The sequence below is a fragment of the Mesorhizobium sp. M8A.F.Ca.ET.021.01.1.1 genome (genome assembly GCF_003998025.1).
Lineage (GTDB): Bacteria > Pseudomonadota > Alphaproteobacteria > Rhizobiales > Rhizobiaceae > Mesorhizobium.
The window spans coordinates 1-12,209 of sequence record NZ_RZSJ01000134.1 but is presented as its reverse complement, the minus strand read 5'-3'; the positions used below and the strand labels follow the sequence as shown (position 1 = coordinate 12,209).

Annotated in this window: 12 protein-coding genes and 1 pseudogene; 7 read left to right on the top strand and 6 right to left on the bottom strand. The window is 64.0% G+C overall.

Annotated features, from left to right (window positions below; all coding sequences use genetic code 11):
• A partial coding sequence (locus EOA36_RS13280; protein WP_145969165.1) for an amidohydrolase family protein occupies positions 1–590 on the top strand: 590 nt, incomplete at its 5' end.
• A 21-nt stretch (positions 591–611) separates the two neighbouring features.
• On the opposite strand, the gene EOA36_RS13275 is transcribed toward EOA36_RS13280, so the two are convergent.
• Entirely contained in the window at positions 612–1,196 is a 585-nt protein-coding gene (locus tag EOA36_RS13275) for an amino acid synthesis family protein (protein ID WP_127278034.1), read from the bottom strand.
• Positions 1,193–1,777 (bottom strand): amino acid synthesis family protein, encoded by a 585-nt coding sequence (locus EOA36_RS13270; protein WP_127278033.1) that lies wholly within the window; start codon positions 1,775–1,777, stop codon positions 1,193–1,195. Before EOA36_RS13270 ends, EOA36_RS13275 begins: the two co-directional genes overlap by 4 nt.
• A 256-nt stretch (positions 1,778–2,033) precedes the next feature.
• Between EOA36_RS13270 and EOA36_RS13265 the strand changes: the two genes are divergently transcribed.
• The 6 genes from EOA36_RS13265 to EOA36_RS13240 all read left to right on the top strand — a co-directional run bounded on the left by EOA36_RS13265 (position 2,034) and on the right by EOA36_RS13240 (position 8,690).
• Positions 2,034–3,038 (top strand): BMP family ABC transporter substrate-binding protein, encoded by a 1,005-nt coding sequence (locus tag EOA36_RS13265; RefSeq protein ID WP_127278032.1) that lies wholly within the window; start codon positions 2,034–2,036, stop codon positions 3,036–3,038.
• Positions 3,039–3,190: 152 nt separating this feature from the next.
• Positions 3,191–4,708 (top strand): ABC transporter ATP-binding protein, encoded by a 1,518-nt coding sequence (locus tag EOA36_RS13260; RefSeq protein ID WP_245464340.1) that lies wholly within the window; start codon positions 3,191–3,193, stop codon positions 4,706–4,708.
• Positions 4,705–5,748 carry an ABC transporter permease gene (locus EOA36_RS13255; protein ID WP_245464339.1) on the top strand — a complete coding sequence of 348 codons (1,044 nt, stop codon included), beginning with the start codon at positions 4,705–4,707 and terminating at the stop codon, positions 5,746–5,748. Before EOA36_RS13260 ends, EOA36_RS13255 begins: the two co-directional genes overlap by 4 nt.
• The gene (locus EOA36_RS13250) at positions 5,736–6,722 is read left to right on the top strand and encodes an ABC transporter permease (protein WP_127278029.1); all 987 of its coding nucleotides are present in this window, start codon (positions 5,736–5,738) and stop codon (positions 6,720–6,722) included. The genes EOA36_RS13255 and EOA36_RS13250 overlap by 13 nt, the downstream gene beginning before the upstream one ends.
• Positions 6,723–6,732: 10 nt before the next feature.
• Positions 6,733–7,746, top strand: a complete 1,014-nt coding sequence (locus EOA36_RS13245) for a nucleoside hydrolase (protein ID WP_127278028.1) — start codon at positions 6,733–6,735, stop codon at positions 7,744–7,746.
• A gap of 11 nt (positions 7,747–7,757) precedes the next feature.
• Positions 7,758–8,690, top strand: a complete 933-nt coding sequence (locus EOA36_RS13240; RefSeq protein WP_127278027.1) for a nucleoside hydrolase — start codon at positions 7,758–7,760, stop codon at positions 8,688–8,690.
• A 3-nt stretch (positions 8,691–8,693) separates the two neighbouring features.
• Here the strand turns inward: EOA36_RS13240 and fghA are convergent, their stop codons facing one another.
• From fghA to EOA36_RS13220, 4 genes and pseudogenes are all read right to left on the bottom strand, one after another.
• Complete coding sequence (gene fghA, locus EOA36_RS13235) at positions 8,694–9,551, bottom strand: S-formylglutathione hydrolase (protein WP_189553203.1); 858 nt, start codon at positions 9,549–9,551, stop codon at positions 8,694–8,696.
• A gap of 209 nt (positions 9,552–9,760) precedes the next feature.
• Positions 9,761–10,321: an FMN reductase gene (msuE, locus tag EOA36_RS13230; protein ID WP_127278025.1), complete on the bottom strand. Its 561-nt coding sequence runs from the start codon at positions 10,319–10,321 to the stop codon at positions 9,761–9,763.
• 300 nt (positions 10,322–10,621) lie between these two features.
• Positions 10,622–11,641: an NADP-dependent oxidoreductase gene (locus tag EOA36_RS13225; protein WP_127278024.1), complete on the bottom strand. Its 1,020-nt coding sequence runs from the start codon at positions 11,639–11,641 to the stop codon at positions 10,622–10,624.
• 25 nt (positions 11,642–11,666) lie between these two features.
• A pseudogene (locus EOA36_RS13220) lies at positions 11,667–12,209 on the bottom strand (LLM class flavin-dependent oxidoreductase); the annotation flags it as partial.

The following is a 12,209-nucleotide window of genomic DNA, read 5'->3' as shown; positions in this document are numbered from 1 at the left end:
CGGGCGGCCCATCCCTGCCCGGCTCCGGCCGCATCGGCGCCGATGTCGTGCTGGAGGTCGATGCCGACATCGTGGCTCACGTCAATGGCGGACCGACGGCACTGCCGGAAGTCGAGATCCGGCAGATCTGCGAGAACGGCTCGCGCGCGCTGGAAATCGTCCACAACGGCAATCTGCGCACCGGCCTGTTCGTGCTCGAGCTGGCAAGGCAGCGCGGCGAACTTTCGCGCGTCATCCTCGGCACCGACAGCCCAGCCGGATCGGGCGTGCAGCCGCTCGGCATCCTGAGGACGCTGACGATGCTCGCTTCGCTGGGCGGTATCGCCCCTGAAGTGGCGTTCTGCCTTGCCAGCGGCAACACGGCGCGCGTGCGCGGACTGGCTGACCGCGGCATCATCGAGGTCGGCCGCGCCGCCGACCTCATCTTCATCGACCAGGCGATTGGTGGCGCCGGTGACGGACTGCTGGACAGCGTGGCGCTCGGCAATCTGCCGGGCATCGGCATGGTGATCATCGACGGTGAGGTGCGCACCAACCGCAGCCGTAATACTCCGCCGGCGATGCGGGTGCCGGAAGTCAGGGCGGCGTAGCGGCAGCCACCTGCGAACGCATCAACTTACGCCGTCCTTGCCGACGATCTTGTCCTTGGTCAGCCCGCCGACACGCGGATGCGGCCTGCCGGAATCGGTGACGGCGATGGCGACGACGATCTCGTCGGCACGCGGTGCGTCGGGAACGCGAACCTCCATGCCGTCGAAATGGCTGCGCACCCGCGCCGCATCCTTGTGGCCGAGCGGAATGTCGAGCGGCACGCCAAGGCCGCCGCGTTTCTTCGATGAGGGGATGAGCGCGGCCCCCTTGCCGAGCACATCGCGGAACGGGGCACCGAGCGTTGGATGAAGGATGGCGGCGGCATGTTCTAGCTCGCCATCGGCGCCGACGGCGGCCGCCTTGCCGAAGCTCTCGACCTGGTCACCGCCAATGCCGAGGGCCGCGACGGCCCGCCTGGGCAAGATGTCGCCCAACGCCTCACCAACGACACTCAGCGCCGACAGATCCTCGACAAAAGTGCCGGCATAGGGATTGCGGATCACCGCGATCACCGCGGCGCGACGCGTTGGCGGATCGACGGGGCAGCCGCCTTCGATCAGGGTTTCCTCGACGATGGTAATGACGCGGCGGATTTCAGGGCTCATCGCAAGCCGTCCTCGCCCTTGATATCGGCTGCCGCCAGGCCGCCGACCCGAGCGTGAACGCGCGCCCCGGTGGTCATCGCCAGGATGACAGCCATCTCGTCGCTGCGCGGCGCATCGCCGACGCCGATCTCGATGGCGTCGAAATGGCTGCGCACATAGGAGGCGTTTATGTGCGTTATCGGAATGTCGATGCGCGTTCCCGGGCCACCGACCTTCTTGGTCGACGGCACGATAGCCTTGGCGTTGCCGAGAAGTTCGCGCATCGCGTAGCCGCCCGGATTGTGCCAGAGCGCACCGTGTTCGAGCTCGCCGGCGGCGCCGACGACGGCGCCCTTGCCATAGCCTTCGATGGCTGAAACCCCCTCGCCCATGGCGTCGATCAGGCGCCGGGCCATGTCGAGGCCGAGCGGCTTCAGGTCCTCCATGAATCCGGTGATCTCTTCCACGTAGCGTCCGGCAAAGGGGTTGGCGATGACCGCCACGATCGCGCCGCGCTTGGGCGGGCGGGCCGCGAAGGGGCCGCCCTCATGGAAGATCTCTTCGACCTGAACCAGAAATTTCCTGACCACAACAGCCGGCATGGCGCGTTTCCTTCGTCCCGTCGTTCTGATGAAACTCGTTAGAGTACCAACAATTATGCATCGCCGATATTTGTCAAGCGTCGACAAGGACCATGCGGACAAAGCGGTTAGAAAACTGCACCGGAGGACGATTGACAGCCTGTTTGGCCGCTCATAAACTCATATGACCATCAACGAACTCGCCAGTGTCCCGGCGATATTTAAGGGATGGTCAAGGCGTGGCTTCAAAAGCTGAAAAAAGCTGAAGGGGAATGACATGACAAGGGCGCTCAAGAGTTTGTTTCTGGCCGGCACGATGCTTGCCGTTTCGTTGGGATCGGCCGCCGCACAGTCCAAGGTTTCCGTGGCCGCCATCTCGGGATATTTCGCACAAGGCTTCGGCGTTTCGATCGTCAACGGCCTCAACAAGGCCAAGACCGATTTCGGCATCGACCTCAAGCTGGTCGACACCGGCAATCGTGCCCTCGACTATGAGGAGCAGTTCGAAAACCTCGCCAAGGGCAAGCAATACGACCTCATCTTCGTGATGGGCTGGGAGTTGGTGGACTCGTTGCAGAAGGTCAGCAAGGAATATCCCGACCAGCGCTTCGTGTTCATCGACGGCGTGCTCGACAATCCCAAGATGATCTACGCCAACTTCGCCGAGGAGCAGGGCTCGTTCATCGCCGGCGCGCTGGCCGGCATGGTCGAGGCCAAGGGCAGTGAATTTCCCAAGATCGGCGACGGCAAGGCAATCGGTTTCGTCGGCGGCCGCGATATCCCGGTGATCCGCAACTTCCTCGGCGGCTACGAGCAGGGCGCAAAATATGCCGCGCCCGATGTGAAGGTGAATTCCGTGTTCGCCGGAACCTTCGACGACCCGGCCAAGGGCAGCGAACTTGCCCAGGCGCTTTACGGCCAGGGCTCCGACATCGTCTACAACGTTGCCGGCCCGACGGGTGAAGGCGTGATGCAGGCAAGTGCCGCCGCCGACAAATATTCGATCGGCGTCGATATCGACATGTGCGGCACGGCTCCCGGGAATGTGCTCGGCAGCATGTTGAAGCGGGGGGACATCGCGGTCTACACGCTGATCAAGGACGAAGTCGGGGGCCACAAGGTGACCGCCGGCACCCGCACGTTCGACCTCGCTTCGGGCGGTGTCGAGTTCAAGGTGTGCGACGATATTGCCCCCACGATCCCGGCCGACGTGACCGCCAAGCTGGACGACATCAAAAAGGGCATCGTCGACGGCAAGATCGCGATCACCAAGGCGAAATAGGCCAACACCAGCGCATCCCTCCCAAGAAAGCGCTACGCTGATCCGCCGCGGCTTGCCGCGACGGATCAGCGTCCAGTTTATGTGAGCCCCCAATCTGGGAGAGCATCGTGTCGAACGCGCCGGGGTCACCGCCCCTCCACAGCACCTCCGCGATGGCCGTCGAACTGGCTGCCATCACCAAGCGGTTTGGCGCCTTCATCGCCAATGACGGCATCGACCTGGTCGTACGCCGGGGCGAAATCCACGCCATCATCGGCGAGAACGGCGCCGGCAAGACGACGCTGATGAACATCCTGTTCGGCCTGCTCCAGCCGGACGAGGGCTCGATCCGGCTGAATGGCGAGACGACCGTGGTCGCCGATCCGGCCGCCGCGATCAAGGCCGGGCTCGGCATGGTGCACCAGCATTTCAAGCTGGTGCCTTCGCTCTCGGTCGCCGACAACGTCTTTCTCGGCATGGAAATCCGCCGTCATGGATTGATCGACCATGCCGCCCAGATCGAACGCACACGCGACCTGTCGAAGCGTTTCGGGCTGCATGTCGACCCGACGGAGCGCGTCGGACTGCTCTCGGTCGGCATCGAGCAGCGCATCGAAATCCTCAAGGTTCTGGTGCGCGGCGCCCGCACCATCATCCTCGACGAGCCGACCGCCGTGCTGACGCCGCAGGAGAGCCGTGAGCTGTTCCAGACACTGCGCAGTTTCGTGGCCGAAGGCATGACGGTGATCTTCATCTCGCACCATCTGGAAGAGGTGATGGAGGTGTCCGACACGGTGACGGTGCTGCGCAACGGCAGGAAGGTGGCAACTCGTCCGACATCGGAACTCAGCAAGGACGAATTGGTGCGCATGATGGTCGGCCGCGAGGTCAGTTTCGACCGCCGGCCGCGCGCGGCGCTGCATGGCGGCGCCGTCCTCGAGGTCAAGGATCTGTGGGCGCGTGACGACCGCCGGCTGCCGGCTGTTCGCGGCGCCAGTTTCACCGTTCGCGCTGGCGAAGTGGTGGGAATCGCCGGCGTGGCCGGCAATGGGCAGACGGAGTTGGCGGAGGTGCTTTCCGGCCTGCGGCCGGCAAGCCATGGCGAGGCATGGCTGAAAGGCCGGGATCTCACCATGCTTTCCCCAGCCGCGATACGCGAGGCGGGCCTTGCCCATGTGCCGGGCGACCGCATGGTGCGCGGGGTCGATCGCAATGCGTCGATCGCGGCAAACACGCTGATGGGCCGCCAGCATCGTGCACCGTGGAGCCGCGGCGGCGTGCTGGACTGGAAGGCGATCGCCGGGAATGCCGGAGCGCTGATCAAGAGCTTCGATATTCGCGCGCAAGGGTCGGGCGATCCCGTCAAGCGGCTGTCGGGCGGCAATATCCAGAAGGTCGTGCTGGCGCGCGAATTCACCAATGGTGCCGACTTCCTGCTGATCGATCAGCCGACGCGCGGCGTCGACATCGGCGCCCAGGAGGCCATCCATGACGAGATCATGCGCCAGCGCGCGGCCGGCCGTGCGATCCTGCTGATTTCCGTGCAGCTTGATGAGCTGGCGGCGCTTGCCGATCGCATCCTGGTGATGTTCAACGGGCGGATCATGGGCGAAGTCGCCGGTGATGATGCCGACGAGGACCGTATCGGCATGATGATGGCGGGCGTGTCGCCTGAGCTGGAGCCCGCATGATGAATGACCGCTTGCGCGCCTTTTCCGGTCAGATCATCGCCATCGGCGTTGCCTTGCTGCTGGGAGCCATCATCATCCTCATGGTCGGCGAAAGCCCGGTCCGTGTCTTGATGACGCTGCTGCGCGGCGCCTTCGGCGACCAGGAGAAAATTGCCGGTACCTTGCTGCAGACGACACCGATCCTGATTTGTGGCGTCGCCGCCTGCATCGGGCTGCGCGGCGGCATGTTCAATGTCGGCATCGAGGGCCAGCTTTTCCTGGGCGGATTTGCCGCCGCCTGGGTCGGCTTCAGCTTTTCCCTGCCGCCAGGCATCCATACGCTGGCTGCGCTGGCGCTCGCGATCGCCGCAGGTGCCGCCTGGGTCGCCATCCCTGCCTATTTCCGCGCCCGCTACAACACCAACGAAGTGGTCTCGACGATCCTGTCGAACTACATCGCCGTTCTGCTCACCTCCTATTTCACCATCTTCCTGTTCAAGCGGCCCGGCGGCTGGTCGGAGACACCGCCGATCCTGGCGACGGCCTATCTGCCTGAGATCTTTTCGTTCTCGCGGCTGAACTGGGGACTGGCGATCGGCCTGGTGCTGGCGGTCGGCGTCGCGCTGGTCTTCCGCTACACCAGTTGGGGCTACGGCGTGACCATGGTCGGTTCGGCGCCGAAATTCGCCGAATATGGCGGCGTCAACGTGAAACGCCAGGGCTTCGTGGTCCTGCTGCTTTCGGGCGCCGTCGGCGGACTGGCCGGTGGCATTGAGACGCTCGGCGTGCACCACCGGTTCATGGAAGGCTTTGCGCCTGGCTTCGGCTTCGACGGGCTGATCGCCGCATTGCTCGCCAACGGCTCGCCGGTTGCCACCATCGTCACGGCGCTGTTCTTTGGCGCGCTGCGCAGCGGGTCGCTGCTGCTCGAGGTCGATACCAGCGCGTCACGCGAAATCATCACCGTGATCCAGGCGCTGATCATCCTCAGCGTGTCGGCGCAGGTTCTGATCAAGCGCCGCGGCGACAGCCAGGCGGGGGAGCGGCGATGGAAATTCTAGACAAGCTCATCAACGTCGCGCTGATCGCGGCGACGCTGCGCACCACCGCGCCCATTCTCCTGGTCGCGCTTGGCGGGTCGTTCACCACCAAGGCCGGCATCTTCAACATCGGTCTCGAGGGGCAGATGCTGGCCGGCGCCTTCTTCGCCGTCATCGGCTCGATCTGGACGGGGTCGGCTTTCGCGGGCGTCGCATGCGGTGTCGCCGCGGCGCTTGCCTTCGCGCTCGCCTTTGCCGTTCTGGTGGTGACCTTCCGGGCCAATGAGGTGGTCGTCGGGCTGGCGCTCAACATTCTTGCCGGCGGCATGACGATCTCGCTGATGAAAGCGATTTTCGGCACGCGCGGATCGATCGTCGGTCACGGCATTGTCGGCCTGCCCAAGGTGCAGATACCCGGCGCGCAGGCGCTGCTCGGCTCATGGGCGCCGCTGATCTCGGGTTTCACGCCGATCGTCTATGTCGCGTTCATCGCGGTGCCGCTGCTGGTGCTGTTCTACAACCGCACCCGGCTCGGGCTCTATATCCGCGTCGTCGGCGAGAAGCCCGAGGCGGCCGAGGCGCTCGGCATCTCGATCACCCGCGTCCGCTACATCGCCTCGCTGCTGTGCGGATTGCTGGCGGGACTGGCCGGCGCGCATCTGTCGCTCGGCTACATCACCATGTTCACCGAGAACATGTCTTCGGGCCGCGGCTTCATGGCGGTGGCGATCCTGATCTTCTCCAATGGCGATCCGCTCAAGGTACTGGCCGGCTGCCTGCTGTTCGGCTTCGCCGACGCCTTTTCGCTGCGCCTGCAGACCTTTGGATTTCCGTCCTATCTGGTGCTGACCGTGCCCTATGTCGTGGCACTGACGGCGCTGTTCGCGCTGTCCTACCGGGCACGGCCAAAGATCATCAAGGAGACGCTGGCGTCGATGCAGAAACTCTTGTCGGCGGACAGGAACAGCGCCCCGCTCGACAACAATCCGCAATGAAGGAATTCTCATGGAACGCATAATCCTCGACGTGGATTCTGCCGGCGACGACATTCTGGCCGTGCTGTTTGCCGCGGCGAACCCGAATGTCCGGCTCGAAGGCGTGACCACCGTGACCGGCGCGGCAGGCCCGATCGAGCAGGTCACCAATGTCGTGCTCAACACGCTGACGCTTGCCGGGCGCGACGACATTCCGGTTCATGCCGGCGCCTGGCGGCCGATCGTCGGCAATGCCAAGGCCGACATGGAAGCGCCGGTCCATTTTGAGAAGCGGCTCATTGCCCGCTTCGGCGACCGGCTGAAGAAGTTCAACCCTCCGGCGCCGACCCCGTCGCGCCAGGCGACGCCGGGGCATGCCGTCGATTTCATCATCAATACCGTAATGGCCAATCCGGGCGAGATCACGCTGGTGACCACAGGCCCATTGACCAATGCGGCGATGGCGCTGCTGCAGGAGCCGCGCCTGACCGGCGCGCTGAAGCGGCTCATGGTGCTGGGCGGCAACTTCCAGACGCCCGGCAACATCACGCCGCTGTCGGAATACAACATCTGGGCGGACCCTGAGGCCTCGCGCATCGTGCTCAACGCCGACGTCGACAAGATCCTGGTGCCGCTCGATATCTGCGAGGACAACCGCGTCGCCGCCTCGATGCTGACGCGCGACGACATCGCCGACATGCAGGCCGTGGCGCGGAAGAATGCCGTCCTGGAGATGATCACCGACAGCTTTCCGATCTACATCGACATCTGGCGCGAGTTCTTCGACCTCGTCGGCTTCCCGATGGATGACGTGATCACCGTGGCGCTGGCCTTCGACCCGGCCCTGGCCACGATGACCGAACCGCTCTTCGTCGACGTCGTACTGGACGGGCGCCTCGCGCGCGGACAGACGGTTGCCCATCGCGGCCGGCAACTGCTGCCCGGCGGCGGACCGAAGACCACGCGCATCTGCACCGATCTCGACGGCCGCCGCTTCCTGAACATCTTCAAGCAAACCATCGCGCGCTACGAACAAGCGGCGTGAGGACCGATAAAATGACCCTTGCAACTCCCATCCTGTTCGACTGCGATCCCGGCCATGACGACGCCATTGCGCTGGTCATGGCGCATCGCTCGCCGGCTATCGAACTCGTCGGCGTCACCACGACATGCGGCAATGCCGAGGTCGAGAAGACGACCGCCAACGCCTTGCGCATCCTGGAGTACATCGGCGCCGGCGACGTGCCGGTCGCGCGGGGGTGTCACCGTCCGCTGGCGCGACCGCTGGTGCTCGGCACCGCCGACGGACCGAGCGGCCTCGAGGGCTCGCCCTATCTGCCGCAGGCCACGATCAAGCCGGTCGACCGGCACGCCGTCGATTTCCTGGCCGACAAGCTCCGCGCCGCGCCCGAGCCGATCCTGGTCGTCGCCACGGGACCGCTGACCAATATCGGCCTGATGATCCTCAAGCATCGCGATGTGCTGCCCAAGATCAAGGAACTGATCTGGATGGGCGGTGTGTTCTACCGCAAGAGCGAGATCATCACGCCGACGGAATTCAATGCCTTCTGCGACCCGGAGGCGCTGAAGATCGTGCTGGACAGCGGCGTACCGATCCTGATGGTCGGCCTCGACGTCACCATGCAGGTGCTGATCGAGGCGCCGCAATATGCCGAGCTTGCCACGATCGACACGCCGCTCGGCAAGCTCGTCAACGACTGGCTACTGTTCTACGAGAAGCTGCATCGCAACTCGATGGGCGTCGGCGGCGCCATGCACGACCCGTTGGCTCTGGCGCTCGCCATCGACCCGACACTGGTGCGCACGCGCCCGGCCCATATCGGCGTCGATCTGTCGGGCACCTATGCGTTCGGCGCGACGGTTGCCGATTTCTGGAGCGAGCGCGGTGAAAAAGACAATGCGCGTATCGCCTATGAGGTCGACGCTGACCGTTTCTTCAAGCTGATGTTCGACCTGCTGCGGGATTAGACTTCAGACTTCAGCATCCAACAATCTCTGGGCGTGCCATCTCAGATGGTCGTCCATGAATGTCGAAATGAAGAAATACGAGTGATCGTAGCCCTCCTGCATGCGCAGCGTCAGCGCAATACCGGCCTTGGCGCAGGCCGCTTCCAGGAGCCAGGGCCTCAGTCCGTCGTCGAGAAATCCATCCGATGTCCCTTGGTCAACGAAAAACTCGGGGAAGCGGTGGCCATCCTCGATGAGCAAGGTCGCATCGTAGCGCCGCCATGATTTCTCGTCGGAGCCGAGATATTTTTCGAAGGCCGGCTTCGACCAGCCGGCGGTGCTGGGCTGCACGATCGGCGCGAAGGCCGAACAGCTCTTGAAGCGTTCGGGATTCTTCAGCGCGATGGTCAATGCGCCATGTCCACCCATCGAGTGGCCGAAGATCGCCTGACGCTTCATGTCGGCCGGAAATTCCGCTGCGATCAGCGCCGGTAATTCCTCGGCGACATAGGAATACATGCGATAATTCCTGGCATAGGGTTCCTGCGTGGCATCGAGATAGAAGCCGGCGCCGCTGCCAAATTGCCAATTGTCCTTCTCGTCGGGAATATCGGCGCCGCGGGGGCTGGTGTCGGGACAGACGACGATCAGGCCGAGCTCGGCGGCCATGCGCCTGTACTCTCCCTTGTCCATGACATTGGCGTGGGTGCAGGTGAGACCGGAGAGGTACCATACGACAGGGCAAGGTCCTTCACGGGCCTGCGGCGGCACGAAGACGGCAAACGTCATGTCGCAGGCGCAGACTTCCGAAACATGGGAATAGACGCCCTGCACGCCGCCATGCGACCTGGCAGCGGAGATGATCTTCATCCGATCCGACATGTGTTTCTTCTCCGCCAACGGAAAACGTGATTCACCGCCGCTTGTCTACGGCATCGGCTGGGACCACGGCAACCGTGACGGATTGGACATTTGGATTGCTGGCTACGTCCGATTGCTACCCCGGACGGCCAAGAGGTTCAGGCAGCGCCTGGAAGTCGCACCACCGCGCGCCTGACGAGGTTGGCGCGCGGGATATATTCCGGAGCACGCTACTCGGCGGCGATCCTGGCGCGCTGCCTGCCGAAGAGCGCCAGGCCGACATCGTCAACCGCAAGGCCGACGCGGGCCCGGATCGCTTCGGATGCCAGCACGCCGTCGACGAAATCCTTCTCCGAGGCGTAGACGGCCGTCGGCAGCGCAAAGGCTTCAAAGAAGCCGAACAGCGGCCGCAGCTGATGCTCGACGATCAGCGCATGGCGGTCGCCGCCGCCGGTCGCCGCCAATAGCACCGGCTTGCCCCTGAGGGCGGCCGGGTCGACGAGATCGAAGAAATGCTTGAACAGACCGGTATAGCTGCCCTTGTAGGTGGGCGAGCCGACCACCAGGACATCGGCGGCCAGGATCCGCTCGAGAATGGCGCGGGCCTGTCCATCCAGGTCGCGCGTCCCTTTGGCACTGCCAAGACTGGGACCGAGATCGACGATGTCATGGGTGCTGGCGGAGAGGCCGTATCGCCCGGCAATCTCCGTCACGATATGGTCCACGAAGCCACGGGTCTTGGAGGGCCGCGTGAAATTGCCGGAGAAGCCGACAATGGCCGGATTGGTCATGATGGACGCCTTGTTGTATGTTCGAGCCAGTGTGCCAGAATGTCCATAGTTTTTATAGACATTGGTATCGAACGAAAGGAATTGACGATCGCCGTAGGACGAAATCGGAGAAGATTTTTCTTCCCGGGACGCGCTGAAGAAGAAGCATGGCGGTGTCTGGCAGCGCGCGCATCAATCTGCTCGACGGGATTGCCTGCGGGGGCGAGCCCGGCCATGAAGCGGGCCGGCAGGCACGGAAGTGTATCGCCACGCTCTCATTCCTAAAAGACTGCCTCCCGAAATTGGCCGTCCGGGAGATGACTATCTCGCGACCCGCACAATGAGCTTGCCGAAATTCTTTCCTTCGAGAAGCCCCAGAAAAGCTTGTGGCGCATTCCCTATGCCGTCCACGATATCTTCCCGGTACCGCACACGCCCGGACGCTATCCATTCGGCCATCTCGCGATAGAAGGCTGGGCGTTGATCGACAAATTCGCGCTGGATAAAGCCCCTTATCGTCAGGCTGCGATGCAGCACCTGCTGCATCAGCGCCGGAAGCCGGTCGGCGCCGGAATCCGCAGGGATGTTGTACTGCGCGATCAATCCGCAGACCGGAACACGCGCGAACTCGTTGAGCAGCGGAAACACCGCATCCCAGACCGGACCGCCGACATTCTCGAAGTAGACGTCGATGCCTCCGGGACAGGCAACCTTCAGTTGCTCGGCAAAATTATCGGCGCGATGATCGACAACCGCGTCGAAGCCGAGCTCCTGGCGCACGAAAGCACATTTTTCGGGGCCGCCGGCAATGCCGACCGCACGAGCCCCCTTGATGCGCGCGATCTGGCCGACGGCCGATCCGACCGCGCCGCTGGCGGCCGCCACGACCACGGTCTCGCCGGCTTTTGGCCGTCCTATGGTGAGCAAGCCGGCATAGGCGGTGAAGCCCGGCATGCCGAGCACCCCAAGCGCGGTGGTGACGGGCGCCGCCGCAGGATCAAGCTTGCGCAGGCCGACGCCGTCGGACACGGCAAAGCTCTGCCATCCCGAGTGGGACAGCACGATATCGCCCTCGGCGAAGCCGGCATGGCGGGATTTGACGACACGAGCCACCGTGCCGCCCTCCATCACGCCGTCGATCTCGACCGGCTTGGCATAGGACCTGGCGGCGTTCATGCGGCCGCGCATATATGGATCAAGTGACAGATAGAGGATCTGCAACAGCAGTTCGCCCTCCCCCGGCTCGCCGATGGCGACGGACTCGACGCGGAAATCGCTCTGCTTGGGCCGGCCTTGCGGCCGCGCCGCGAGCACGATGCGGGTGTTCGTCAGCGTCGACATTGCATAGCCCTCCTCGGATGATGTTCTACGCGAAGAACCTGTTGGGAGGCCGCTTCAGGCCGAGATTCTCCCGCAGCGTCGATCCTTCATACTGCGTCCTGAATATGCCCCGCCGCTGCAGTTCAGGCACGACCTTGCCGACAAAATCATCAAGTCCGGCGGGCAGATAGGGAAACATGACGTTGAACCCGTCGGAGCCCTCGGCGACGAGCCATTCCTCCATGTCGTCGACGATGGTCCCTGGCGTGCCGACGAAGGCAAGGCCGGAATAGCCGCCCAGCCTTTGCGCGAGCTGCCTGACGGTGAGCTTCTCCTGGCGCGCCAGTTCGATGACGCGCTCGCGGCCGCTCCTGCTGGCGTTGGTTGCGGGAATGTCCGGCAAGGGCGCGTCCGGGTCGAAACCGGACGCATCATGCCCGAGCGCGATCGACAGCGAGGCGATGCCGCTTTCGTAATAGACGAGGCTGTCGAGCCTGGCTCGCTTGGCCTGTGCTTCCTCGGCGCTGTCGCCGACGATGACGAAGGCGCCGGGCAGGATCTTGATGTCGTCGCGCGAGCGGCCGCGTTT